The 24,211-nt window shown below is 68.8% G+C and carries 21 protein-coding genes; 6 read left to right on the forward strand and 15 right to left on the reverse strand.

The features are described 5' to 3' along the window. Nucleotides 1–51: 51 nt before the first annotated feature. The 8 genes from E3U25_RS05145 to bhcA all read right to left on the reverse strand — a co-directional run bounded on the left by E3U25_RS05145 (nt 52) and on the right by bhcA (nt 9,035). Nucleotides 52–1,299, reverse strand: a complete 1,248-nt coding sequence (locus tag E3U25_RS05145; RefSeq protein WP_116221024.1) for a urate hydroxylase PuuD — start codon at nt 1,297–1,299, stop codon at nt 52–54. Between the two features lie 204 nt (nt 1,300–1,503). After that, nucleotides 1,504–1,854, reverse strand: a complete 351-nt coding sequence (gene uraH / locus E3U25_RS05150; protein WP_036753894.1) for a hydroxyisourate hydrolase — start codon at nt 1,852–1,854, stop codon at nt 1,504–1,506. A gap of 17 nt (nt 1,855–1,871) precedes the next feature. Next, nucleotides 1,872–3,215 (reverse strand): 8-oxoguanine deaminase, encoded by a 1,344-nt coding sequence (locus E3U25_RS05155; RefSeq protein WP_116221023.1) that lies wholly within the window; start codon nt 3,213–3,215, stop codon nt 1,872–1,874. After that, a complete protein-coding gene (locus E3U25_RS05160; RefSeq protein WP_036753900.1) occupies nt 3,215–4,696 on the reverse strand; it encodes a nucleobase:cation symporter-2 family protein in 1,482 nt (493 codons plus the stop codon). Before E3U25_RS05160 ends, E3U25_RS05155 begins: the two co-directional genes overlap by 1 nt. Nucleotides 4,697–4,735: 39 nt before the next feature. Continuing rightward, on the reverse strand, nt 4,736–5,698 hold the full coding sequence (gene bhcD / locus E3U25_RS05165; protein ID WP_116221022.1) for an iminosuccinate reductase BhcD: 963 nt from the start codon (nt 5,696–5,698) through the stop codon (nt 4,736–4,738). Then, nucleotides 5,698–6,861, reverse strand: coding sequence for a 3-hydroxy-D-aspartate aldolase BhcC (bhcC, locus tag E3U25_RS05170; RefSeq protein ID WP_116221021.1), 1,164 nt, complete (start codon nt 6,859–6,861; stop codon nt 5,698–5,700). The genes bhcD and bhcC overlap by 1 nt, the downstream gene beginning before the upstream one ends. 21 nt (nt 6,862–6,882) lie before the next feature. Then, a complete protein-coding gene (gene bhcB / locus E3U25_RS05175; RefSeq protein WP_116221695.1) occupies nt 6,883–7,845 on the reverse strand; it encodes a beta-hydroxyaspartate dehydratase BhcB in 963 nt (320 codons plus the stop codon). After that, nucleotides 7,845–9,035, reverse strand: coding sequence for an L-aspartate--glyoxylate aminotransferase BhcA (gene bhcA / locus E3U25_RS05180; RefSeq protein ID WP_036753911.1), 1,191 nt, complete (start codon nt 9,033–9,035; stop codon nt 7,845–7,847). The genes bhcB and bhcA overlap by 1 nt, the downstream gene beginning before the upstream one ends. Nucleotides 9,036–9,219: 184 nt before the next feature. Here bhcA and bhcR point away from each other — a divergent pair, with 184 nt between their 5' ends. From bhcR to E3U25_RS05195, 3 genes are all read left to right on the forward strand, one after another. Next, the gene (gene bhcR / locus E3U25_RS05185) at nt 9,220–10,059 is read left to right on the forward strand and encodes an HTH-type transcriptional regulator BhcR (protein ID WP_116221020.1); all 840 of its coding nucleotides are present in this window, start codon (nt 9,220–9,222) and stop codon (nt 10,057–10,059) included. Nucleotides 10,060–10,357: 298 nt separating this feature from the next. Further along, a complete protein-coding gene (locus E3U25_RS05190; RefSeq protein ID WP_181180830.1) occupies nt 10,358–11,923 on the forward strand; it encodes a DUF6345 domain-containing protein in 1,566 nt (521 codons plus the stop codon). Between the two features lie 88 nt (nt 11,924–12,011). After that, nucleotides 12,012–12,728, forward strand: a complete 717-nt coding sequence (locus E3U25_RS05195; protein ID WP_036753920.1) for a pentapeptide repeat-containing protein — start codon at nt 12,012–12,014, stop codon at nt 12,726–12,728. 11 nt (nt 12,729–12,739) lie between these two features. On the opposite strand, the gene E3U25_RS05200 is transcribed toward E3U25_RS05195, so the two are convergent. Beyond that, the gene (locus E3U25_RS05200) at nt 12,740–14,311 is read right to left on the reverse strand and encodes an SARP family transcriptional regulator (RefSeq protein WP_240540446.1); all 1,572 of its coding nucleotides are present in this window, start codon (nt 14,309–14,311) and stop codon (nt 12,740–12,742) included. A 210-nt stretch (nt 14,312–14,521) separates the two neighbouring features. Between E3U25_RS05200 and purM the strand changes: the two genes are divergently transcribed. Both purM and purN read left to right on the forward strand, forming a co-directional pair. Further along, complete coding sequence (purM, locus tag E3U25_RS05205; RefSeq protein ID WP_116221019.1) at nt 14,522–15,571, forward strand: phosphoribosylformylglycinamidine cyclo-ligase; 1,050 nt, start codon at nt 14,522–14,524, stop codon at nt 15,569–15,571. Further along, nucleotides 15,568–16,164, forward strand: coding sequence for a phosphoribosylglycinamide formyltransferase (gene purN / locus E3U25_RS05210; protein ID WP_036753929.1), 597 nt, complete (start codon nt 15,568–15,570; stop codon nt 16,162–16,164). Before purM ends, purN begins: the two co-directional genes overlap by 4 nt. Nucleotides 16,165–16,245: 81 nt before the next feature. Here the strand turns inward: purN and E3U25_RS05215 are convergent, their stop codons facing one another. The 6 genes from E3U25_RS05215 to E3U25_RS05245 form a co-directional block, all read right to left on the reverse strand. Next, nucleotides 16,246–17,586 carry a branched-chain amino acid ABC transporter permease gene (locus tag E3U25_RS05215; RefSeq protein WP_072460703.1) on the reverse strand — a complete coding sequence of 447 codons (1,341 nt, stop codon included), beginning with the start codon at nt 17,584–17,586 and terminating at the stop codon, nt 16,246–16,248. Nucleotides 17,587–17,601: 15 nt separating this feature from the next. Beyond that, nucleotides 17,602–18,603, reverse strand: a complete 1,002-nt coding sequence (locus tag E3U25_RS05220; protein WP_036753934.1) for a branched-chain amino acid ABC transporter permease — start codon at nt 18,601–18,603, stop codon at nt 17,602–17,604. A 2-nt stretch (nt 18,604–18,605) separates the two neighbouring features. After that, nucleotides 18,606–19,316 carry an ABC transporter ATP-binding protein gene (locus E3U25_RS05225; protein ID WP_036753937.1) on the reverse strand — a complete coding sequence of 237 codons (711 nt, stop codon included), beginning with the start codon at nt 19,314–19,316 and terminating at the stop codon, nt 18,606–18,608. Further along, on the reverse strand, nt 19,316–20,194 hold the full coding sequence (locus E3U25_RS25015) for an ABC transporter ATP-binding protein (protein WP_036753939.1): 879 nt from the start codon (nt 20,192–20,194) through the stop codon (nt 19,316–19,318). Before E3U25_RS25015 ends, E3U25_RS05225 begins: the two co-directional genes overlap by 1 nt. 104 nt (nt 20,195–20,298) lie before the next feature. Beyond that, a complete protein-coding gene (locus tag E3U25_RS05240) occupies nt 20,299–21,483 on the reverse strand; it encodes an ABC transporter substrate-binding protein (protein WP_036753941.1) in 1,185 nt (394 codons plus the stop codon). Nucleotides 21,484–21,606: 123 nt separating this feature from the next. Further along, nucleotides 21,607–22,608 carry a GlxA family transcriptional regulator gene (locus E3U25_RS05245; RefSeq protein ID WP_114535432.1) on the reverse strand — a complete coding sequence of 334 codons (1,002 nt, stop codon included), beginning with the start codon at nt 22,606–22,608 and terminating at the stop codon, nt 21,607–21,609. A gap of 118 nt (nt 22,609–22,726) precedes the next feature. On the opposite strand from E3U25_RS05245, the gene E3U25_RS05250 reads away from it, so the two are divergent. Continuing rightward, the gene (locus E3U25_RS05250) at nt 22,727–24,136 is read left to right on the forward strand and encodes a class II 3-deoxy-7-phosphoheptulonate synthase (RefSeq protein ID WP_036754062.1); all 1,410 of its coding nucleotides are present in this window, start codon (nt 22,727–22,729) and stop codon (nt 24,134–24,136) included. Nucleotides 24,137–24,211 lie beyond the last annotated feature (75 nt).

Below are 24,211 nucleotides of genomic sequence, written 5' to 3' on the forward strand. Positions count from 1 at the left end.
GATGCTGCCGAACGGTGCAGCTAGCCGATCCGGCGGGCAGAGGCAAACAGGTCAGTTCCAGGCGAAGGTCTTGGGCAGGCCGCGATACCAGTCGATGATCGCCTGGCGTTCCTGCGGCTCCATGAAGCTGACATTGGCGGGCGGCATGGCATCGGTCACGCCGGCCTGGATGAAGATCTCGCGCGCGGCGCGGGTGATGTCGTCGGGGGTTTCCAGCAGCACGCCCTTGGGCGCGGTGTGGATGCCCTCGTACGAGGGCTCCCTGGCATGGCACATCGAGCAGCGGCCCATGACCGCGTTATAGGCGTCGTCCCAGCCCGGCGCGTCGAGCATCGCCTGTTGCGAGGGGGTCAGGACGCGGGCCTCGGCCTCCTCGAGCGTCTGGCGGAACATGGGCGCGGTCGAGAGCCACATGACGATGATGAACAGGATCGTGGTCGCGGCCCAGGTCCACCACTTCATGCCGCCGCCGGCGTGCATGGTGTTGAAGAAATGCCGGATGGTCACGCCCATCAGGAAGATCAGCCCGGCGATCACCCAGTTGTATTCGGTGGCGAAGGCCAGCGGATAGTGGTTCGACAGCATCAGGAAGACGACCGGCAGCGTCAGGTAGTTGTTATGCGTCGAGCGCAGCTTGGCGATCTTGCCGTATTTCGGATCGGCGGGACGCCCGGCCTTGAGGTCGGCGACGACGATGCGCTGGTTCGGCATGATGATGAAGAACACGTTCGCCGTCATGATCGTGGCGGTGAAGGCGCCCAGGTGCAGCATGACCGCGCGGCCGGTGAAGACCTGGTTGTAGGCCCAGCCCATGACCATCAGCAGCGCGAAGAGGATCAGCATCAGCAGGGTCGGGGTCTCGCCCAGCTTGGACTTGCACAGGTTGGTATAGATCAGCCAGCCGATCGAGAGCGAGCCGGCCGAGATCAGGATCGCCTGCCAGGGCGCCAGCTCCATCTTGGCGGGGTCGATCAGGAACAGCTCGGAGCCGACCCAATAGGTGACCATCAGGAGCGCCGCCCCCGAGATCCAGGTCATGTAGCTTTCCCATTTGAACCAGATCAGATGCTCGGGCATGCGCTCGGGCGCGACCAGGTATTTCTGGATGTGGTAGAAGCCGCCGCCATGGACCTGCCATTCCTCGCCATGCGCGCCGGGGGGCAGGCCCGGCACCTTGCGCAGCCCGAGGTCGAGGGCGACGAAATAGAAGGACGAGCCGATCCAGCAGATGGCGGTGACGACATGCGTCCAGCGGATGGCAAAGGCGAGCCAATCCCAGATGACGGCGAAATCGGACATACTTTGTCTCCTGTCTAGCTGGGGAAAGACTAGCCGCTTCGCGGGGTTGCGAGTATTCACGCATTTCCCCTTGCTGTCTTAACGATGCGTTGAAAATCTTTCGCGGGGTGCTGCGGAAATGAAAAAGAGGGGGCTTTGCCCCCTCAGGCCCGTGCCGGGCCTTTCACCCCCAGGGTATTTGGAAAACGGAGAAAGCCTGGGGGCTCAGCTGCCGCGATAGGTCGAAAAGCCGTAGGGCGAGATCAGCAGCGGCACGTGGTAATGGTCCTGTTCGGACATGCCGAAGCGCAGGGGCACCTGGTCGAGGAAGCGGGGCTTGGCCGCCTGGTGTCCCTGGGCGTCGAGCCAGGCGCCGACATGGAAGACCAGTTCGTATTCGCCGGTCTGGAACTCCGCCTCGGGCAGGATGTGCTTGTCGGTGCGGCCGTCGTGGTTGGTGACGGTCTGGGCGATCAGCCGGCGCTCGGGGTCGAGGCGGTAAAGCTCGATCCGCATGCCTTGCGCGGGCGTGCCGTTGGCGGTGTCGAGCACATGGGTGGTCAGATAGCCGGGCATTGTCTTCCTTTCCTTAGTCAATCGGCGAGCCGGGCGATGGCGGCGCGGGCCTGTTCGTTCAGGCGATTCGTGTCTGCGGTCAGCAGGTGGTGATCCTGCACCACGGCGCGGCCTTCCACATAGACCGCGCGCGGGCGGATCGGCGCGCAGAAGACCAGCGCCGCCACCGGATCCCATTGGCCGGCGGCGGGCAGTTCCGAGACGTCCCAGAGCACCAGGTCGGCGCGCTTGCCGGGTTCCAGCGCGCCGATGTCGCTGCGGCCCAGCACGCGCGCGCCGCCGAGCGTGGCGATCTCCAGCGCCTCGCGCGCGCCCATGGCGGCGGGGCCGTCCTTGAGGCGGGCGACCAGCATGGCCTGGCGCGCCTCGAGGCCCAGATGGCTGCAATCGTTGCTGGCCGAGCCGTCGACGCCCAGGCCCACCGGCACGCCGGCGTCGCGCATCCGCCGCACCGGGGCGATGCCCGAGGCGAGGCGCGCGTTCGAGCAGGGGCAATGCGCGACCCCGGTGCCGCTGCGGGCGAAGAGGTCGATTTCCTTGTCCGAAAGTTTCACGCAATGCGCGTGCCAGACATCCTCGCCGGTCCAGCCCAGGCTTTCGGCGTAATCGCCGGGCAGCATGCCGAAGTTTTCCAGAGAATAGGCGATATCCTCGTCGTTTTCGGCCAGGTGGGTGTGCAGCCGCACGCCCTTGTCGCGGGCGAGGATCGCCGCGTCGCGCATCAGTTCCCGGCTGACCGAGAAGGGCGAGCAGGGGGCGAGGCCGACCTGCACCATGGCGCCGGGCCTGGGGTCGTGGAAGGCGGCGACCAGGCGCTCGCTGTCCTTGAGGATCGCGGCCTCGTCCTCGACCAGGGCGTCGGGGGGCAGGCCGCCCTTGGACTCGCCGATCGACATGGCGCCGCGGGTGGCGGTGAAGCGGATGCCGATCTCGGCCGCCGCCTCGATGCTGTCGTCGAGCCGGGCGCCGTTCGGGAACAGGTAGAGATGGTCCGAGGAGCAGGTGCAGCCCGAGAGCGCCAGTTCGGCAAGGCCGATCCGGGTCGACAGGCGGATGTCCTCGGGACCCATGCGGCCCCAGATCGGATAAAGCGTCCTGAGCCAGCCGAACAGCGCCGCGTCCTGGGCCGCGGGCACGGCGCGGGTCAGGGTCTGGAACAGGTGGTGATGGGTGTTGACGAGGCCGGGGGTGACGACGCAGCCCCGCGCCTCGACCACCTCGGCGCCTTCGGCCGAGAGGCCGGGGTCGACGGCGGAGATCACCCCGCCCTCGACCAGCACGTCCCCGCCGGCGATCTCGCGCCGGGCGCCGTCCATGGTCACGACCACTTCGGCGCCCCTGATGAGCAGGCGTTTCGTCATCAATGCGCCTCGGCTGCGTGGGCGGCGGCGGCGATTTCCTCGTCGCTGGTGTGCGGCGCGCCGTTGAAGAACCAGTTCAGCAGCACCGCGGCCACGGCGGCCAGAAGGATGCCGGAGTGGATCAGCGTGTGCATGGAATGCGGCAGCCACTGGTTGAAGTCGGGCGCGATCATCGGGACCATGCCCAGCCCCAGCGAGACGGCGACGATGAACAGGTTGTGCTTGTTGCCCTTGAAATCCACCGTCGAGAGGATGCGGATGCCGGTCGCGGCGACCATGCCGAACATCACCAGCCCCGCGCCGCCCAGCACCGTGGTCGGCAGCGATTCGACCAGCGCGCCCATCTTGGGGATCAGGCCCAGCACGATCATGATCGCGCCGCCCGCCACGCAGACGAAGCGCGAGCGCACGCCGGTCACGCCCACCAGCCCGACGTTCTGGCTGAAGGAGGTATAGGGGAAGGTGTTGAAGAGCCCGCCGATCGCGGTGCCCAGGCCGTCGACGCGCAGCCCGGCCGAAAGCGCCTTGGGCGTCATGCGGCGGCCGCAGATGTCGGAAAGCGCCAGGAACATGCCGGTCGATTCGATCATGGTCACGAACATGACCAGCAGCATGGTCAGGATCATCACCGGGTCGAAGATCGGCATGCCGAAATGCAGGGGCTTGATCGGGGCGAACCAGGCTGCCTCGGCGATGCCCTCGAAATGCATCATGCCGAGCGCGGCGGCCAGCAGCCCGCCGATGACGATGCCCAGGAGCACCGCGATATTGGCGACGAAGCCGCGGGCGTAGCGGGCGATCAGCAGGATCGCGGCCAGCACGGTGATGCCGATCAGGATGCGCGGCAGCGAGGCATATTCGGGATTGGCGACGGTCGGCATCAGCTTGACGCTGTCGGGGACGTCGCCGGCGGCGCGGGCGGCCTCCAGCCAGGCCTGGGCGGCGGGATCGACCAGTTGCGGCGCGGTCGGGCCGACCGGCAGGCCGAAGATCCAGTTGATGCCCACCGGCATCAGGCTGACGCCGATCACCAGGATCACCGTGCCGGTGACGACGCTGGGGAAAAAGCGCAACAGCCGGCTGACCAGCGGCGCGAAGAAGATCGAGATGAGCCCGGCGGCCATGATGGCGCCGAACATCATCCGCGCCCCCTCCTGCCCCGGATTGGACGAGGCGATGGCGACCATCGGCCCGACGGCGGCGAAGGTCACGCCCATCATCACCGGCAGGCGGATGCCGAACCATTGCGTGGCGCCGAAGGACTGGATGATGGTGACGATGCCGCAGACGAAGAGGTCGGCGGAAATCAGGAAGGCCACGTCCTGCGGCGAAAGCTGCAGGGCGCGGCCGACGATCAGCGGCACCGCGATGGCGCCGGCATACATGACCAGAACATGCTGGAAGCCCAGGGCGAGCAGCCGAGGCGCGACGATGCGCTCCTCGACCGGATCAAAGCCGGGGCTGGTGTCGATTGCTTGCATTCGTCCTATACCTCCCTAGTTTCAGGACGTTATGTCTCTTTAGATCTCGACTTCTTGCGCCAGTCCCTTTTCCTTTGCGATTTCAAGGACTTTCTGCGCAACCGCCAGATCCTGCAGCCCGACGCCGGTGCCGTCGAACAGCGTCACCTCGGCGTCGCCGCGTCCCGGATGGTCGCCCGCGACCACGGCGCCGAGTTCGCCGATCTGATCCTCGCGGATCAGGCCCGATGCGATGGCATGCTGGCATTCGCCGATGCTGACCGACTGCGCGACCTCGTCGGTGAAGATCCGGGCGCGCGCGACCAGCGCCGGGTCCAGCTCCTGCTTGCCTTTCGTATCGGTGCCCATGGCGGCGATATGCGTTGGGCCCTTCACATGCTGGTCCATCAGCAGGGGCGAGAATGACGAGGTGATCGAGATGATCACGTCGGCATCAGCGCCCAGCCGGTCCAGCTCGACCGCCTCGAAGGGCAGGCCCAGTTCGGCGGCGGTATCGGCAAGGCGCGACAGCATCTCGGGATGCGGGTTCCAGCCGATGACCTTCTCGAACGGATGCACGGCAGCCGCCGCCCGCATCTGGAAGGCGGACTGGTGGCCGGCGCCGATCATGCCCAGCACCTTGGCCCCCTTGGGCGCCAGATACTTGATCGACACCGCCGAGGCCGCCGCGGTGCGCAGCGCCGTCAGCAGGTTGCCGCCCACCGCGGCAGTCGCCCGGCCGGTGTCCGGGTCGAACAGGAAGACGGTGGACTGGTGGTTGATCAGGTTGTGCTTCTGGTTGTTCGGCCAGTAGCCACCGGCCTTCAGCCCCAGCACCAGCGCCGAGGCGTCGAAGCCGCCCTTGAAGCCGTAAAGCGCATCCTCGTGGCCGATGGCCTCGCGCACCACCGGGAAGTTATAGGCCTTGCGACGGGCCATCGAGGCGAAGATCGCCTCGATGGCCTCGAAGGCCGCTTCGGGGGTCATCAGACCCGCGATTTCCTTTTCGGCGACGACGAGCATCAGTAGCCCTTTCCGCGCGCCGAAACCGGCCAGACCGTCTCGACCTTGCCGTTCCGAACGCCGACATACCAGTCGTGGACGTTGCAGGTCGGGTCGCAATGGCCGGGCACCAGCCGCAGCTTGTCGTTGACTTTCAGCACGCCGTCCTTGTCCTCGACCACGCCATGCTCGTCGCTGCACTTGATGTATTTCACGTCGTCGCGGCCATAGACGAAGGGCAGGCCGCTATCGACCGACTGCGCCTTGAGCCCGGCATCGACCACCGCCAGGTGCGGCTTGGCATGGCTCATGACCGAGGTCAGGATGAACAGCGCGTTCTCCCATTCGCCCTGGTCGATGCGCTTGCCCTCGGCATCGTGGATGCGGCCGTAATCGGCATCCATGAAGGCGTAGCTGCCGCATTGCAATTCGTTGTAAACGCCCGAATTGCTTTCGAAATAATAGGAACCCGTGCCGCCGCCCGAGACGAATTCGGGGGGCAAGCCCTCGGCTTCCAGCGCGGCGACGGCTTCCTTGACCTGGGCGATGGCGGCGTCCAGCTTGGCCTTGCGGTCCTCGTAGCTGTCCATGTGCTGCATGGCGCCCTGATAGGCCTGGATGCCCCTGAAGACCAGGTTCGGGGCGGCGGCGGCGGCCTTGGCGATCTCGACCACGGCTTCCTTGGTGGTCACGCCGCAGCGCCCGGCGCCGCAGTCGATTTCCACGAAGATGCCCAGTTCGGTGCCGTGCTTTTGCGCCGCCGCCGACAGGTCGGCGATGTTGGACACGTCGTCGACGCAGACCGTCACCGTCGCGCCGGTCTTGGGCAGCCGGGCCAGCCGGTCGATCTTGGCCGGCTCGCGCACCTCGTTCGTGACCAGCACGTCCCCGATGCCGCCGCGGGCAAAGACCTCGGCCTCGCTGACCTTCTGGCAGCAGACGCCGACCGAGCCGCCCAGCGACTCCTGCAGCTTCTGCACGTCCACCGACTTGTGCATCTTGCCGTGGCTGCGGTGGCGCATGCCATGCGCCTTGGCATAGTCGCCCATCTTCCTGATGTTGCGCTCCAGCGCGTCCAGGTCGAGGATCAGGCAGGGCGTCTGGATCTCGGCCTCGTCCATGCCCGGCAGGGCGGGGATGTCATAGCCGACCTCGTAGCCGGCGAAATCCGTTTTCGCGTTCATGGGGCTCTCCTCAATTCGGGTTCAGTTCCAGGGCAGCTTGTCGAGATCGACATTGCCGCCGGTGACAATGACGCCGACGCGCTTGCCGGCAAAGGCATCCGGGTTCTTCAGGATGGTGGCCAGCGGCACGGCGCTGGAGGGCTCCATCACGATGCGCAGGTGCTTCCAGATCAGCTTCATCGCGTCCACGATCTCGGCGTCCGAGGCGGTATAGATCTCGTGGACGTGGTTCTTGACGAAATGCCAGGTCAGATCCTTGAGCGGCACCAGCAGGCCGTCGGCGACGGTCTTGGGCGCGTCGTCGGCGATGATGTAGCCGGCCTTGAAGCTGCGATAGGCGTCGTCGGCCTGCTCGGGCTCGGCCGCGATCACCTTCACCTCGGGCGCCAGCGTCGACAGCGTCAGGCAGGTGCCCGAGATCATGCCGCCGCCGCCGATGGGGGCCACCAGGGCGTCGAGCCCGTCGGTCTGCTCCATGAGCTCCTTGGCGCAGGTGCCCTGGCCCGCGATCACCCGCGGGTCGTTATAGGGGTGGACGAAATCGCCGCCGGTCTCGGCCTGCACCTTGGCGAAGGTCTCTTCCCGCGACGAGGTCGAGGGCTCGCATTCGGTGATCTTGCCGCCATAGCGGCGCACCGTGTCCTTCTTGGCCTGCGGCGCGGTGCGCGGCATGACCACGTTGCAGGGGATGCCCCGCAGCATCGCGGCGTAGCTCAGGCACGAGGCATGGTTGCCCGAGCTATGCGTGGCGACGCCCCTGGCCGCCTGCGCCTCGTCAAGGCCAAAGACCGCATTGGTGGCGCCGCGGACCTTGAAGGCCCCCGGCTCCTGGAAGTTTTCGCATTTGAAGAACAGCTGCGCGCCGGCAAGCTCGTTCAGATAGTCCGACGTGCGGATCGGCGTGCGGCGGATATGCGGCTTGATCCGCTCATGCGCGGCCAGCATGTCCTCGTAGGTCGGGATATACATCTCGCTGTCCTTCATCACGCGGCTTTCTTCTGCGCGGCGGCGGTGGTCTGGCGGTAATGTTCCTGCGCGGCAGCGACGCCCGAGCCCAGCTTGATCGGCAGGCCGAGGTCGGCCATCACCATCTCGGCCGTGGCGATGCCGGACAGCGCCATGGCGTCGGTCAGGCTGCCCAGGTGGCCGATGCGGAACACCTTGCCGGCGACCTGGCCCAGGCCGGTGCCGAAGGCCATGTCATAGGTCTCCAGCGCATGGCTGACGATCAGGTTGGCGTCGAAGCCCTCGGGGACGCGGATGGCGCTGACGCTGTCGGAATAAAGCTCGGGGCGGGCGGCGCAGAGCTTCAGCCCCCAGGCCTCGACCGCGGCGCGCACGCCGCCGGCGATGCGGTGGTGGCGGGCAAAGACGTTCTCCAGCCCCTCGGCCAGGATGCGCTCGCAGCTGGCGTTCAGCCCGTTGATCAGGCCGACCGGCGGCGTGTAGGGATAGCCGTTGCGGGCATAGCCGGTCGCCATGTCGCGGATGTCGAAGAAGGTGCGCGGCAGGCGCGCGCTTTCGACCGCCGCCATGGCCTTGGGCGAGAAGCCGACGATGGCCAGCCCCGGCGGCAGCATGAAGCCTTTTTGCGAGCCGGTGACGGCGATGTCGACGCCCCATTCGTCCATGCGGAAATCCATCGAGCCGATCGAGGAAACGCCGTCGACGAACAGCATGGCCGGGTGCTTGGCGGCGTCCAGCGCGCGGCGGACGGCGGCGATGTCGGATTTCACCCCGGTCGCGGTCTCGTTATGCGTGGCCAGCACGACGCGGATCTCGTGGCCCTTGTCGGCGGCCAGGATCTCTTCGAAACGGTCGGCGGGGATGCCCTCGCCCCAGGGGGTCTCGACGAAGGTCACGTCCAGCCCGTGGCGCTGGCACATGTCGATCCAGCGGTGGCTGAACATGCCGTTGCGGGCCGCCAGCACCTTGTCGCCGGGCGACAGCGTGTTGGTGATCGCGGTTTCCCAGCCGCCGGTGCCGGTCGAGGGGAACAGGAACACCTGCGCCTGCGTGGTCTTGAGGACTTTCTTCACCCCCTCCAGCGCCGGATGCAGCATCCGGCCGAACACCGGCGAGCGGTGGTCGATGGTGGGCATGTCCACGGCCTTGCGCATCTCCTCGGGGATGTTGGTGGGGCCGGGGATGAAGATCGGGTTCTGACTGGTCATGGCAATTCCTCCTGCGCTTGTGGACCAAGCTACGTTTTGCTGTCCATTGATGCAATTTTTCTGAAAAATATTTCGCAATCGCGGAAAAATGGCCTAAAGTGACGTGGAATCAGCCGGTTGGTCTTTTCCAAAGCCAAGCCGTGATTTTCAAGAAAATGAAAAAGTTGTCGAAAGGAAAAATTGAATGTCGGTTCAGATCCGCAAAAGGGGCCGTCCCAGGGGCCGCGCCGGCGGCCTGGGCGCCGAGGATTCGGGCGGCATCCGGGCGCTGGACCGGGCGCTCGACATCCTCGACCTGATCGCGGTCTCCAGCGGGCTGACGCTGACCGAGATCGCGCAGCGCCTGGAGATGGCGCCCTCGACCGTGCATCGGGTGCTGGTGACGCTGGCGGCGCGCGGCGTGGCGGAAAGCGACAGCCAGACCCAGGCCTGGCATGTCGGGCCGACGGCCTTTCGCCACGGCTCGGCCTTCATGCGCCGCTCGGGCCTGGTCGAGCGGGCGCGGCCGCTGCTGCGCCGGCTGATGGAGGTGACGGGCGAGACGGCGAACCTGGGCATCCTGAACGGCGATGCCGTGCTGTTCCTGAGCCAGGCCGAGACGCATGAGACGATCCGCGCCTTCTTTCCGCCCGGCACGCGCTCGGCGCTGCATGCCTCGGGGATCGGCAAGGCGCTTCTGGCCCATGCCCGGCCGGCGGACCTGAAGCGGATGATCCGCGAGATGCGGCTGGAGCGGTTCACCGAGATGACGCTGACCGACCCCCAGGCGCTCCTGGACGATCTGGCCCGCATCCGCGCCCGCGGCTATGCCCTGGACAACGAAGAGCGCACGCCCGGCATGCGTTGCATCGCCGCGCCGATCTTCGACTTGGCCGGCGAGGCGGCGGCGGGGATCTCGGTCTCGGGGCCGAGCCTGCGCATGTCGGACGCGCGGCTCGAGGCCATGTCCGAGGCGGTGATCGAGGCCGCGCGCGAGCTTTCCCTGGGCATGGCGCCGCATGCGGGGGTGGGCGAGGGGCGCTGATTCGTCTAATTGCGCCCGGACCGGACCTTTGCTTTCCGGGCGGATGCGGGGATTTCCCGGCCATTTGTGCATTAAGCGTCGATTCACGTTCAGTTCACGCCGCCCGGCCTAGCTTCGACGCAACCTGTGACCGCGTCCGCCTGCCGGGTCCGAAGGATCCGGCGCGTGTCCTGCAAGGAGCTTCGGCATGGAAGATTTCGTTTCCCGATCCGGTCCCGGATTCGATGGGATGCAGCAATTGCACCCCCGGCCGGGTTGGGAAACGGAGGCGGCGGCGGATCCTGCGGAAGCCGCGGACATGCCCGGCCCCGCCAGCCGGCTTTACGGCGCCTGCAGCGTCGAGACCTATCGCGCCGCCGGTGCGCTGCATGCCGCCCATCGCGATGCGGGCGGGTTTCTGGATGCGGTGGACCGCTTCGCCACGCCGGATTTCTGGCGCCGGGACGCGGCGGTGAAGTCCTGGATCTACGACCGGCAGGCGATGGAACATGCGCCGGGCCGGGACATGGATTCGGTGCGGGTGTTCTATCACGCCGGCCATGGCCGGATGGGCGACGACGGGGTGTTCCACCTGCCGATGGGGGCGCTCTGGACCGGGACGGACGCCTGCCTGACCGCCGAACGGATGCGGCTTGGCACCGACGGCCTGCGCTATCTGTTCTGGTCCACCAGCCAGTCGCTGCGCGTCGGGCGAGGCTTCAGCCCGCTTTACAGTTGGGCGCGGGCCAATGCCGGGCTGCGGATGCTGTTCGGCTTCGATTCGATCTGCTGGGATTCCGGCCGCTATGGCGCGAATTTCTGGCGCCACTGGCAGATGGGCAAGCCCTTTGCCCAGGCCTGGCTGGACGGGGCCTGGGACGTGGCCCCCGACCAAAGCCCGGTCGCCTGCGCCTGCGCGCCCGACCGCGATGCGGCGCTGGCCATGCTGTTCGGCGAGCGGCGCTTTGCGGCGCAGCGCGTCGCGGCGCAATGCTGGGCCTGGCGCTGGCACGCGCCCCAGGCGCTTTACCAGCGCGAGGCGGCGCTGACCGAGCCCCCGGCCGAGTTCGGCGCCGTGCGGCTGGTCCCGGTGTCCGAGGATCGCGCCCTGGCCCGCTCGGTGCTGTCGCGGCTGGGGCTGGACCCGGCGCTGGCCGCCCTCGATGCGCAGGGCGCGCTTTCGGTGGGCCAGGGGGCGCTGCGCTTTCAGCGCCGGCCGGACGGGCACATCCTGCTGGAGCTGGAGCCCGCCGCGCCGGGTCGCGGCCTGCGCGAGATGCCGCCACGCCGCGCCCTGGTCAGCCGCGCCCGGTCCGTGCTGCGGTCATACGGCTTTCTGCCGGCGGGGATCGAGCTGGTCTTCGACCGCGTCTCGCTGGCGCTTTCGGCGACGGCCAGCCTGCGCCGGCTGGACGAGCCCCCGGCGGAAAGCCTGGACGAGATCATCGTGCAATTCCGCCAGGCGATCGACGGCATCCCGGTGCTGACCCCGGATGCCGGGACGCTGCGGCTGGCGATGCGGCCGGACGGCACCGTGCTGCGCATCGAATCGACCCTGCGCCGGGTGGCCGAGCGGATGCCGGTGCGCGCCCATCGCCACGGCCTGCCCGACGACCCGCCGCCGCCCGTGCGGCCCGAGGGCCTGCCCGAGCCCGAGCCGCAGTCGATCACCCGCATCCTGGCGCAGCATTCGGCGCGGCTGATGCGCGACCTGGCCGCGCGCGGCGCGGCGCCGCTGAGCCTGCGCACCCTGCCGGGCACCACGGAAATAGGATACGGAATCCGCAGCAACACCGCCCGTCTCGTCGCCCGCCAGGGCATCGAGATCGAATGCGTGCGCGGCTTTCGCAAGCGTTACTGGATCCAGTCTGACCTGGGTGACTGACGATCCGGTAGCCCGGAGGCGGAGGCAGCCGCCTCCGGGCACTTGACTGGCCGCACACTCTTGGCGAGGACTGTCCGAGAGAGGGAGCATGGCGGAATACACCCGCGCCGAGATCGTCCGGCGCATCGCGACGATGGGCCGTCTGCACCTGGCCGGGTCCGACCTGGCCGGGCTGGACCTGTCGGGCATGACGCTGGTGGGTGCCGACCTGTCCTATGCCGACCTGACCGAGGCCGACCTGACCGACGCGCAGCTGTCGGATGCAAGCCTGTGGTCGGCCCGCGCGCCGCGGGCGCGGTTTCGCAACGCCAACCTGTCGCGGGCCAGCCTGGGGCTGGCGGACCTGTCCGATGCCGACCTGCGCGGTGCGGTGCTGGAGCGCGCCGACCTGACCGGCGCGCGGCTGGACCGGGCGGACCTGACGGCCGCGCGGCTGCGCGGCGCCTGGCTCGACAGCATGCAGCGGGCGATGGCGACGGGCGCGCCGCCGCTGCGCTATCCGCCGCGGCACCGGCCCATGACCTGCGTGCTGCACGAGGACCACATCTCGGGCCCCGTGGCCCTGCGCTGCGGCGACCGGCTGGAGGTGCATCTGAACAGCCTGTCCGAGGCCGCGGCCCGCGACCCCCGCCTGGCCCGGCTGCAGGGCGCACCGATCCTTGCCGGCCCCGAACTGCCCCGGCTGGATGCCGGCCCGCCCCTTGTCCTGGCCTTTGTCGCCGTCGCCCCCGGCCGCGCCCGGCTGGTGCTGGAGCCGGGCCGGGGCGGGGCGCCCATCGTGCTGGAGGTGCTGGTCTCGCCCTGACCGCGGCGGCCTCAAAGCCCCGAGCGGGTGATCCCCATCAGCCGGGCCATGCGCAGCGGCGCGACCGGATAATCCGGTTCGGCCATCAGCTCGAGCGAGAAATCCGGCTCGATCCGGCGCAGGTGGCGCAGGGCGTCGGCGGCGCCGGCCACGTCGCCGCGATGATAGCGCAGCGCCGCCAGGAAACGCAGCGAGGGCCGGTTGTCCGGGGCGAAGGCAAAGGCGGCCGCGGCCGAGTTCTCGGCATCGCCCAGCCGGCCCAGCCGCAGCTGCACCACGGCGCGGCGCATCAGCCACGAGGCCGGGCCCAGCTCGGCCAGGGCGCCGCGGGCGCCGCGCTCGGTCGCCTCCAGCGCCTCGAGGTCGCGGCCGACATCGGTCAGCGCCTGGGACAGCGCATGGCAGGCCAGCTCGTTGTCGGGATCGTTGCGGCAGGCGGCCTGCGCCAGCTCCAGCGCCCCTACCGCATCCCGCCGCCACGAGGCGGAAAGCGAGGCCACCGCCAGCACCGAGGGGTTGGCGGGCGCCAGGTCGCGCGCCTGCCGCGCAAAGGCCTCGGCCTCGTCCGAGCAGCGCGCCGGATCCTCGGTCAGCCGCTCGCTGATCAGCGTGTTGCGCAGATAGGAGCGCAGCGCCAGCGCCACGCCGCTCTGCCGTTCCCGCGGCATCGCGGCAAGGATGCGGTCGGCCGATTCCAGCCGGTCGCGGGAATAGCTGAACACGTCCCAGACCGGGAAGGTCAGCCCCTGCGCCGGCGGCGCGGTCCGCCGCGCCCGGTCAAGCAGCGCCACCGCGATCTGCGCCACCGCATGGCGCATGGTCGCGGTCTCGTCGGCGGCGCGGATGGTGAAGCGCCGCGTCCAGCCGCGCGCGCCGGTGGCCAGGTCGCGCATCACCACCATCAGCGAGCAGTCGGTCCCCGCCGCATAGCAGATGGCGCCGATCTGGATGCCGGCCTGCGGCGCCCCGGCCGAGTGCCGGTCGGCCAGCACCGCCGGGATCATCTCGCAGGCGCGGGCGGCGGCCTCGTTCAGGATCATCTCGCCGATGACATGGGCGCGGGCGTCGTTGCTTTCGACCGGCTGCAAGGCCACGACGTAATCGCCGGGGGCGGGCTCGCCCGCGCACCAGGGCTCGGGCAGGGGCGGGGGCGGCAGGGGCCGTTGCAGGATGCTGGGACCGTCGCAATCCGGCGTCAGCCGCAGGCGCATGTCGCGCAACCAGGTCTCGAACTCGGGGTCGGGCACGTCGATGTCGGCGGCGAACTCGATCGGCGCGCCGCCGGCGTCATAGACCGGGGTCAGGTCGATGCGCAGCCGCTCGGCGTCCAGCCCCACCCAGCCCACGCCGGTCAGCAGGATGCCCTTTTCGGCACCCAGCGCGGCGCGCAGCTCGCGCAGCATCTGCCGCAGGCTGTCGGAACCGCGCTGCCGGCCCCGCTCGCTCCACAGCAGGTCTTGCAGCCGGGCGCGGCTGAGCCGCAGGTCCGGCGCCGTGCCCAGCAATGCCAGCGCGCCACGAGCCTTCTGGCTGCGGGGGGTGAGATCCGCCCCGCCGGCGCCGCGCAGGCGCACGGATCCCATCAGACTCAGCGTGGCAGGCATTTGATTCGCCGCATGGCTTCGTTATGGTCGCATATTGATCTTAATGCCCGGCGGCGGGGGCCGACAACAGCCGCCGCGCCGGATCGCGGCAGGGGCGCCGGGGCCAAATCCGCGCCCGGTCGCAGCGGGCACATTGCCTGCGCGGCCCGCCTGCGCTATCGGGGCGTCAAAGCAAAGGGGATCCCGAAGATGACCGAGCAGCGCAAGAGCGGCCTGTCCTATGCCGAGGCCGGAGTGGATATCGACGCGGGCAATGCGCTGGTCGAGCGGATCAAGCCCGCCGCCGCCGCCACCCGCCGCCCCGGCGTGATGGAAGGGCTGGGCGGTTTCGGCGCGCTCTTCGACCCGCGCGCGGCCGGCTATGACGACCCGGTTCTGGTGGCCGCGACCGACGGCGTCGGCACCAAGCTGCGCATCGGCATCGACACGGGCGAGCTTGACGGGCTGGGCATCGACCTGGTGGCGATGTGCGTGAACGACCTGGTCTGCCAGGGTGCCGAGCCGCTGTTCTTCCTGGATTATTTCGCCACCGGCAAGCTGTCGGTCGATGAGGCGGCGCGGGTCATCAACGGCATCGCCGAGGGCTGCCGCCGGTCCGGCTGCGCGCTGATCGGCGGCGAGACGGCCGAGATGCCGGGCATGTATGCGCGCGGCGATTTCGACCTCGCGGGCTTCGCCGTCGGCGCGATGGAGCGGGGCACGGCCCTGCCGGCGGGCGTCGCGGATGGCGACGTGCTGCTGGGCCTCGCCTCGGACGGGGTGCATTCCAACGGCTTCTCGCTGGTGCGCCGGGTGGCCGACCACGCCGGGCTCGACTGGTCGGCGCCCGCGCCCTTTGCCGCGGGCACGCTGGGCCAGGCGCTGCTGGTGCCGACGCGGCTCTACGTGCGCCCGCTTCTGGCGGCGATCCGCGCCGGTGGCGTGCATGCGGCGGCCCATATCACCGGCGGCGGCATCACCGAGAACCTGCCGCGCGTCCTGCCCCAGGGCCTCGGGGCCGAGGTGGACCTCGACAGCTTCAGCCTGCCGCCGGTCTTCGACTGGCTGGCCGGGGCCGGCGACATCGCTGATGCCGAGATGCTCAAGACCTTCAACTGCGGCATCGGCATGATCCTGGCCGTGGCCGCCGAGCGTGCCGCCGAACTCGAGGCGCTGCTGAAGGCGCAGGGCGAAACGGTGGTCCGCCTGGGCCATGTCCGCCCCGGCGCGGGCGTGCGCTACTCCGGCCGGCTGCGGTGAAACGCGTCGCCATCCTGATCTCGGGCGGCGGCTCGAACATGGTCCAGCTGGTCGAATCGATGACCGGCAGCCACCCGGCCCGCCCGGTGATCGTCGGCTCGAACGACCCGCAGGCGGCGGGGCTGGCCAGGGCGCAGGCCCTGGGCGTGCCGAGCTTCGCGGTGGACCACCGCGCCTATCCCGGCGACCGCGCCGGTTTCGAGGCGGCGCTGCTGGAACCGCTGCTGGCGGCGGAACCGGACATCCTCTGCCTGGCCGGCTTCATGCGCATCCTGACCCCGGATTTCGTGCAGCGCTTCCAGGGCCGGATGCTGAACATCCACCCCTCGCTCCTGCCGAAATATCCCGGCCTGCACACCCATGGCCGCGCCATCGAGGCCGGCGATGCCGAGGCCGGGGCCACCGTCCACCTGGTCACGCCCGAACTCGACGCCGGCCCGATCCTCGGCCAGGCGCGGGTGCCGGTCCTGCCCGGCGACACGGCCGAGACGCTGGCCGCCCGCGTCCTGGTCCAGGAACACCGGCTCTACCCCGCGGTGCTGCGTCGCTTCGCCCAGGGCGACCGGACGCCGATCACCCTCACCGCAGCGTGAGAAAAGGCGCAGACCCGCACCTTTCTCCGTTTTCCAAATACCCTGGGGGTGCGGGGGCAAAGCCCCCGTGACGTCCTCCCATCACTTCTCCGGCACCAGCCCCCGTGGCGCAAAGCGCAGCACCAGCAGCAGCACCACCCCCAGCGCGATGAAGCGCATATGCGGCGCGCTGCCCAGCAGGTGGTCGCGCAATGCGCCCGCGGGCAGCGGCCCGGTGACCAGCCGCATCAGCTCGGGGCCCCAGACCTCGGCCTTGATCCACAGGAACCAGACCAGGATCGCCCCCAGCGCCGCGCCCCAGTTGTTGCCCGAGCCGCCGACGATCACCATCACCCAGATCAGGAAGGTATAGCGCAGCGGATTGAAGCTGTTGGGCGACAAAAGCCCGTCCAGCGTGACCATCATCGCGCCGGCCAGGCCGATCACTGCGCTGCCGATGACGAAGATCTGCAGATGCCGGCGGGTCACGTCCTTGCCCATGGCCTCGGCGGCGGTCTCGTTGTCGCGGATCGCGCGCATCATCCGGCCCCAGGGCGATTTCAGCGCCAGTTCCGCCAGCAGGATCAGCGCCAGCAGCACCGCCCCGAACAGGCCCGCGTAAAGCAGCTTGACCCAGACGCCCGAGGCGACGGCCGGGCTCATCCCCCATTCGGCGGCGCGGGCCACGAAATCGGCATTGCCCTGCAGGTCCAGCTCATAGGGCACCGGGCGCGGGATGCCCGAGACGTTCTTGACCCCGCGCGACAGCCATTCCTCGTTGCGCATCACCGCGACGATGATCTCGCCGATGCCCAGCGTGGCGATGGCCAGGTAGTCCGAGCGCAGCCCCAGCGCCACCTTGCCGACGCCCCAGGCGGCCGCGGCGGCAAACAGCGCCCCCACCGGCCAGGACAGCAGCACCGGCCAGCCCAGCCCGCCGATATTGCCGGCGCGGGCGGAATTGTTCGCCTCGATCGCCATCACCGCCGGATCGAACAGCCAGCGATAGGCCACGAAGCCCGCCACCAGCACCGCGACCAGCGCCGGGACGCGCCAGGCCCCGGAGATGCGCCGCCAAACCTGCGCCGCCAGCACCAGCGTGCCGAGCCCAACCAGAAGCGCCAGGATCAGCCGCGGCCCGCCGGCGGCCCAGGCGCCCTGCACCGGCGCGGTCGAGACCAGCACCGGCGCCAGCCCGCCAAGCGCCAGGAAGCCCACGACGCCGGCGTTGAACAGCCCGGCATAGCCCCATTGCATGTTGACGCCCAGGGCCATGACGGCCGAGATCAGCCCCATGTTCAGGATGGCCAGCGCCGTGTTCCAGCTGCCCGAGAACAGCGCGTTGCGAAAGCTGCCCTCGGCCAGGAACAGCGCGGCCAGGATCAGGAACAGCACCGGCGCGCGCCAGGGGCTGACCGCTTCGGCTTGACGTGTATTCGACATGGATAAACGCCCTCCTCAGACGGATTTGCCGCGGAACAGGCCGGTCGGCCGGAACAGCAGGACCACGATCAGGATCACGAAGCTGACCGCGAACTTGTATTCGGTGGACAGAAGCTGCAGCAGCCCCTGGGGCTCGAATCCCAGGTAGGTCGCGATCTTGCGCCAGGGATAGGTCACGGCCACCTCGGAGAAGGCGACGATGAAGCCGCCCGCCACCGCGCCCAGCGGATTGCCGAGGCCGCCGACGATGGCGGCGGCAAAGATCGGCAGCAGGATCTGGAAATAGTTGAAGACCTTGAAGGACTTGTCCAGCCCGTAAAGCGTGCCCGCCGTCACCGCCAGCGCGGTGGCGATCAGCCAGGTCAGGCGCACCACCCGCTCGGGGTCGATGCCCGACAGCAGCGCCAGGTCCTCGTTGTCGGAATAGGCCCGCATCGCCTTGCCGGCGCGCGAGCGGTTCAGGAAGCGGAACAGCGCCCAGCAGGCCAGCGCCGTCACCACCAGCGTCAGCGCCTGGCTGACGCGCAGCGACAGCCCCTCGGACAGCCCGGTCCAGGCGCGGAACTGCTGCACGCTGACCAGGAAGCGCGCGCCGTCGTCGAAGCGGATCTCGTCGACGCCGATGATCAGCCGCGTCAGCCCGTTCATGATGAACATGACCCCGACCGAGGCCATGACCAGGATGATCGGGGCCGAGCGCTTGCTGCGATAGAAGCGATAGACCACGCGGTCGGTGCCCAGGATGAAGACCGCGGTCAGCGCGATGCCGAAGGGCAGGGCCAGCAGCGCCGTGGGCAGCGGGCCCAGGCCGATGCCGATGGCCTGCAGCCCCCAGGTGATCAGGATCACCAGCGCGGCGCCGAAGGCCATGGTGTCGCCATGGGCGAAGTTGGAAAAGCGTAGGATGCCGTAGATCAGCGTCACCCCCAGCGCCCCAAGCGCCAGCTGCGCGCCATAGGAGGCGGCGGGGATCACCACGAAGTTCAGGATGGCCACGAGGGCGTTCAGCATGTCCATCTTCAGCCCCCCAGGAAGGTGCGGCGGACCTCGGGATCGGCCAGCAACGCCTGCCCGCTGTCGGTGTAACGGTTGGCGCCCTGCACCAGCACATAGCCGATGTCGGCGATCTCCAGCGCCTGGCGGGCGTTCTGTTCCACCATCAGGATCGAGATGCCGGTGCGGGCGACCTCGATGATGCGGTCGAACAGCTCGTCCATGACGATGGGGCTGACGCCAGCGGTCGGCTCGTCCAGCATCAGCAGGCTGGGCCGGGTCATCAGCGCCCGGCCGACGGCGACCTGCTGGCGCTGGCCGCCCGACAATTCGCCGGCGTTCTGCCTGCGCTTGTCGGCCACCGCCGGGAACAGCTCATAGACCTGGGCCATGGTGTCGCGGTAATCGTCCTCGCGGATGAAGGCGCCCATCTCCAGGTTTTCCTCGACCGTCATGGTCGGGAAGATGTTGTGGGTCTGCGGCACGAAGCCCATGCCCTTGCGCACCCGCTCCTGCGGGGTCAGCCGGGTGATGTCCTCGCCGGCCAGCGCGACCTTGCCCTCGCGCAGGGCCAGCATGCCGAAGACGGCCTTCATCGCCGTCGACTTGCCGGCGCCGTTCGGGCCGACGATCACGGCGATCTGGCCACGTTCGACCGTCAGGGTGCAGCCGTTCAGGATGTCGGCCTTGCCATAGCCGCCGCGCATGTCGGTGGCGGAAAGATAGGGCTCTGCCATCACAGCTCTCCCGCTGGCTTGCCGTCGCCGCCGCGGCCGGCCTCGGCCCCCAGGCCGGGCTGGGCGCCGTGGCTTTCGCCGAAGGCGGCTTCCTCGGCCACCTCGGCCGCGACCTTGTTCTTCAGGCCGGTGCCCAGATAGGCCTCGATCACCGCCTCGTTCTTCATGATGCTGTCGGCAGAGCCCTGGGCCAGAACCTTGCCCGCCGCCATGACGATCACCGGGTCGCAAAGCCGGCCGATGAAATCCATGTCATGCTCGATCACGCAGAAGGTATAGCCGCGCTCCTTGTTCAGCCGCACGATGGCATCGCCGATGGTACCCAGCAGCGTGCGGTTCACCCCGGCGCCGACCTCGTCCAGAAAGACGATCTTCGCATCCACCATCATGGTGCGGCCCAGTTCCAGCAGCTTCTTCTGCCCGCCGGACAGGTTGCCGGCCTTTTCGTCGGCGACATGGGAAATGGTCAGGAACTCAAGCACTTCGTCGGCCTTCTTGCGAAGCGCGCGCTCCTCCTCGCGGATGCGGCCGCGGCGGAGCCAGGTGTTCAGCAGCGTCTCGCCGCATTGCCCGCCGGGCACCATCATCAGGTTCTCGCGCACCGTCATCGAGGAAAACTCGTGCGCCAGCTGGAAGGTGCGCAACAGCCCCTTGTGGAACAGCTCGTGCGGCGGCAGGCCGGTGATGTCCTCGCCGGCCATGGTCACGCGGCCGGCCGTCGGTTTCAGAACGCCGGCGATGACGTTGAAAAGCGTGGATTTCCCGGCGCCGTTCGGGCCGATCAATCCGGTGATCGAGCCCGTCTCGATCGTCAGGCTGGCACCATCGACGGCGCGGAAGCCTCCGAAATGCTTGTGCAGGTCGTGGACCTGGATCATAGTGCTCCCCAGCTTCATGCGTTGCATGAAGAATTTCCCTTACGGGATTGTTCTTGATTGTGAAAAGGGCCCGGAGACCGGACCCTTTCCGCGACCTGCGGGCCTTAGCGATAGCCTATGACGTTCAGCTTGCCGCCCTTGAAATCGACCTCGCGATAGACGCCGGCGCTTTCGCCCGGCTCGATCAGCTCGACCGAGGTGGCGCCGACATAGTCGATGTCCTGGCCCGCCGCGAGCAGCTCCAGCCCCTTGGCCAGCTCGCCCGGATAGATCTTTTCGCCGGGCTCGTTGGCGACTTCCATCACCTTGTCCTTGTAGACCGTGGGGTCCGAGGACTTGGCGGCCTGCATGGCCAGCAGCATCAGCGCGGCGGCGTCGTAGGATTCGCCGGCATAGGCCGAGGTACCGTCGAAGCCGGCTTCCTTGGCGAGCGCGTCGAACTTGTCATGCCCCTCGCCCTCGGCCGAGGGGTTCTGGCCGAACGAGTTTTCCAGCTGGGTGCCGAACTTCTCGACCAGCACGTTGTTGACCATGCCGTCGGGCAGCACGAAGACCTCGAAGGCGCCGGTGTCGAGCGAGCCCTGGATGACGCCCGAGCCGCCCTGGTCGGCATAGCCCGCCACGACCAGCGCATCGCCGCCCGCGGCCGCAAGCGCCGCGACCTCGGCCGAATAGTCGGCCTTGCCGTCGTCATGGGCCGAAACCACGGTGACGGTGCCGCCCTTGGCCTTGTAGGCGTCGGCGAAGCTGTCGGCCAGGCCCTTGCCGTAGTCGTTGTTGGTATAGGTCACCGCGACGCTGTTGATGCCGCGTTCCAGCACGATGTCGGCCATGACTTCGCCCTGGCGCGCGTCCGAGGGCGAGGTGCGGAAGAAGAAGCCCTTGTCGTCGATGGTCGAAAGCGCGGGCGAGGTCGCCGAGGGCGAGATCATCACCACGCCCTGCGGCACGCCGACCTGTTCGAGCGAGGCGATGGTTTCGCCCGAACACATGCCGCCCATGACGCCCTTGACGCCTTCGGCGGTCACCAGCCGGGTGACGGCGGCAACCGAGGCGGCCGCGTCGATGCAGGTGTTGTCCGCGACCACCGGGGTCACGGTCGAGCCGTCCAGCAGCTTGCCGCTGTCCGAGACCTCCTTCATCGCCAGTTCCGCGCCTTTCTGCATTGCCGGCGAGATCGATTCCAAGGGGCCGGTCAGGCCCAGCGAAATGCCCATCTTGATTTCCTCGGCGCCGGCGGCACCGGCAAGCAAGGCTCCGGCGGCGCTGGCCAGAAGAAGCTTTTTCATCAGTCGTCTCCCTGAGTGGAACATTGTCCTGTCTGACAGGTTATAAGCGCGCGAATGAAAAGAAAAGCGTGTTGGCGACCGCGGAAGGCGCGCGATCGGGCACTTGCCGCAGCGGAAGTTCCGCTAATGCGCCCCGGCCGCGCCGCGTTCGCGATAGGGCGTGCAACCATAGGTCGCGCGATAGCATTTCGAGAAATGCACGGCCGAGGCGAAGCCGCAGGCCAGGGCGATCTCCATCACGCTCATCGGGGTCTGCAGCAGCAGGTGGCGCGCCCGTTCCAGCCGCAGCTCCATGTAATAGCGCTTGGGCGAGCGGCCCAGGTGGCGGGCGAACAGCCGTTCCAGCTGGCGCGGCGACAGGCCCGCCTCGGCGGCCAGCCGCGCCGGGCTGACCGGATCCTCGATATTGGCCTCCATCCGGGCCAGAACCTGCGCCAGCCGGGGATGGTGCGCGCCGATCCGGCCGGGGCTGGACAGGCGCTGCTGGTCCTCTTCCGAGCGGATGGCGGTGTGGATCATCTGGTCGGCCACGCGGCTGGCCAGTTCCGCGCCGTGGTCGCGGGCGATCTGGCGCAGCATCAGGTCGATGGCGGCGGTGCCGCCGGCGGCGGTCAGCCGGTTGCCGTCCTCGACGAAGACGGTGCGGATCAGGGTGACATCGGGGAATTTCTCGGCAAAGCCGTCCTGGTTTTCCCAGTGGATGGTGGCGCGGCGGCCGTCCAGCAGCCCGGCCTCGGCCAGCACCCAGGCGCCGGTGCAAAGCGCGCCGATGCGGGTGCCGCGCCGGGCCTCGCGCCGCAGCCAGGCCAGCACCGGCCGCGTGGCCGCCCGCGCCACGTCCAGCCCGCCGCAGACCAGCACCGTGTCGCCGCGCCGGGTCTCGGCCAGCGGGCCGTCCAGCAGGATGCGCGCGCCGTTCGAGCAAAGCGCGGTCTCGCCCTGTTCGCCGATCAGCCGCCATTCGTAAAGCTCGCGCCCGGAAAGCCGGTTGGCCAGCCGCAGGGGCTCGATCGCGGCGGCGAATGAGACCATGGTGAAGCGGTCCAGCAACAAAAACACATAGCGCAGCGCGGGGGCCGGATTCGGCCCCGGAGCGGGGGGGACTGCTGGATCGTGGTCTGGCATGTCGGTCGCGCGTCAGGAATTCGCGGCAGATCAGCAGGCAATCGCGGCGCGTGCAAGGCTTTTCCTTTGGTCCTGCACCCTCTATATGGCAGGCACCGCTTGCATGAAGGATAGGATCATGGCACCGACGAATTCCAGTTCCGCGACCCCGGCACAGGCATGGGACAAGCGTGGCTGGCGCGCCTATCCGCGCGTCCAGATGCCCGACTATCCCGACCAGGACGCCGTCGCCGCCGTCGAGGCGCTGCTGGCCAAATACCCACCGCTGGTCTTTGCCGGCGAGGCGCGCCGGCTGAGAGCCTCGCTGGGCGAGGTCGCGGCGGGCCGCGCCTTCCTGCTGCAGGGCGGCGACTGCGCCGAAAGCTTTGCCGAATTCTCGGCCGACAACATCCGCGACACCTTCAAGGTCATGCTGCAGATGGCCGTCGTGCTGACCTGGGGCGCGCAGCTGCCGGTGGTCAAGGTCGGCCGGATGGCGGGCCAGTTCGCCAAGCCGCGCTCGGCCCCGATGGAGAAGATCGGCGAGCAGGAGCTGCCCAGCTATCGCGGCGACATCATCAACGGATTCGACTTCACCGCCGAGGCGCGCATCCCCGACCCGCAGCGCATGCTGGCGGCCTATACCCAGGCCGCGGCCTCGCTGAACCTGCTGCGCGCCTTCTCGACCGGCGGCTATGCCGACATCCACCGGGTGCAAAGCTGGATCAGCGACTTCACCGGCGGCGAGGAGGCGGCGCGCTATCGCGACATCGCCGACCGGATCAGCGACGCCATGGCCTTCATGGCGGCGGCGGGCGTGACCTCGGAAACCGCGCATGGGCTGGGGACGGTGGATTTCTACACCAGCCACGAGGCCCTGCTGCTGGAATACGAAGAGGCGCTGGCGCGGATCGATTCGACCACCGGCCTGCCGGTCGCGGGCTCGGGGCACATGATCTGGATCGGCGACCGCACCCGCCAGGTCGACGGCGCGCATGTCGAGTTCTGCCGCGGCGTGCAGAACCCGATCGGGCTGAAATGCGGCCCCTCGATCAGCGAGGGCGACCTCAAGGCGCTGATCGCCCGGCTGAACCCGGAAAACGAGCCGGGCCGGCTGACGCTGATCGCCCGCTTCGGCGCCGGCTCGGTCGGCGACCACCTGCCGCGGCTGATCAAGGCGGTGCGCGAAGAGGGGGCGAATGTCGTCTGGTCCTGCGACCCGATGCACGGCAACACCATCAAGTCGGCCTCGGGCTACAAGACCCGTCCCTTCGATTCGGTGCTGCGCGAGGTGCGCGAGTTCTTCGCCGTCCATCGCGCCGAAGGCACCATCCCCGGCGGCGTGCATTTCGAGATGACCGGGCAGGACGTCACCGAATGCATCGGCGGCGTGCGCGCGGTCACGGACGAGGATCTGTCGAACCGCTATCACACCGCCTGCGATCCGCGGCTGAACGCCAGCCAGTCACTGGAACTGGCCTTCCTGGTGGCCGAAGAGCTGCGCAGCCGCCGCGTCAACGGCGCAAGCCGGCAGGCCAAGGCCGGCTGAACCCGGCGCGACGGGAAATGACAAGGGCGGCGGGCCTTGGCTCTGCCGCCCTTTTTCATGCGCGCCAGTCCATGC

It is taken from the genome of Paracoccus versutus (genome assembly GCF_029909795.1).
Lineage (GTDB): Bacteria > Pseudomonadota > Alphaproteobacteria > Rhodobacterales > Rhodobacteraceae > Paracoccus > Paracoccus versutus.

Coding starts and splice junctions, on each gene's coding strand:
- E3U25_RS05145 (WP_116221024.1), bottom strand. CDS start 1,299: ATGTCCGATTTCGCCGTCATCTGGGATTGGCTCGCCTTTGCCATCCGC.
- uraH (WP_036753894.1), bottom strand. CDS start 1,854: ATGCCCGGCTATCTGACCACCCATGTGCTCGACACCGCCAACGGCACG.
- E3U25_RS05155 (WP_116221023.1), bottom strand. CDS start 3,215: ATGACGAAACGCCTGCTCATCAGGGGCGCCGAAGTGGTCGTGACCATG.
- E3U25_RS05160 (WP_036753900.1), bottom strand. CDS start 4,696: ATGCAAGCAATCGACACCAGCCCCGGCTTTGATCCGGTCGAGGAGCGC.
- bhcD (WP_116221022.1), bottom strand. CDS start 5,698: ATGCTCGTCGTCGCCGAAAAGGAAATCGCGGGTCTGATGACCCCCGAA.
- bhcC (WP_116221021.1), bottom strand. CDS start 6,861: ATGAACGCGAAAACGGATTTCGCCGGCTACGAGGTCGGCTATGACATC.
- bhcB (WP_116221695.1), bottom strand. CDS start 7,845: ATGAAGGACAGCGAGATGTATATCCCGACCTACGAGGACATGCTGGCC.
- bhcA (WP_036753911.1), bottom strand. CDS start 9,035: ATGACCAGTCAGAACCCGATCTTCATCCCCGGCCCCACCAACATCCCC.
- bhcR (WP_116221020.1), top strand. CDS start 9,220: ATGTCGGTTCAGATCCGCAAAAGGGGCCGTCCCAGGGGCCGCGCCGGC.
- E3U25_RS05190 (WP_181180830.1), top strand. CDS start 10,358: ATGCCCGGCCCCGCCAGCCGGCTTTACGGCGCCTGCAGCGTCGAGACC.
- E3U25_RS05195 (WP_036753920.1), top strand. CDS start 12,012: ATGGCGGAATACACCCGCGCCGAGATCGTCCGGCGCATCGCGACGATG.
- E3U25_RS05200 (WP_240540446.1), bottom strand. CDS start 14,311: ATGGGATCCGTGCGCCTGCGCGGCGCCGGCGGGGCGGATCTCACCCCC.
- purM (WP_116221019.1), top strand. CDS start 14,522: ATGACCGAGCAGCGCAAGAGCGGCCTGTCCTATGCCGAGGCCGGAGTG.
- E3U25_RS05215 (WP_072460703.1), bottom strand. CDS start 17,586: ATGTCGAATACACGTCAAGCCGAAGCGGTCAGCCCCTGGCGCGCGCCG.
- E3U25_RS05220 (WP_036753934.1), bottom strand. CDS start 18,603: ATGGACATGCTGAACGCCCTCGTGGCCATCCTGAACTTCGTGGTGATC.
- E3U25_RS05225 (WP_036753937.1), bottom strand. CDS start 19,316: ATGGCAGAGCCCTATCTTTCCGCCACCGACATGCGCGGCGGCTATGGC.
- E3U25_RS25015 (WP_036753939.1), bottom strand. CDS start 20,194: ATGATCCAGGTCCACGACCTGCACAAGCATTTCGGAGGCTTCCGCGCC.
- E3U25_RS05240 (WP_036753941.1), bottom strand. CDS start 21,483: ATGAAAAAGCTTCTTCTGGCCAGCGCCGCCGGAGCCTTGCTTGCCGGT.
- E3U25_RS05245 (WP_114535432.1), bottom strand. CDS start 22,608: ATGCCAGACCACGATCCAGCAGTCCCCCCCGCTCCGGGGCCGAATCCG.
- E3U25_RS05250 (WP_036754062.1), top strand. CDS start 22,727: ATGGCACCGACGAATTCCAGTTCCGCGACCCCGGCACAGGCATGGGAC.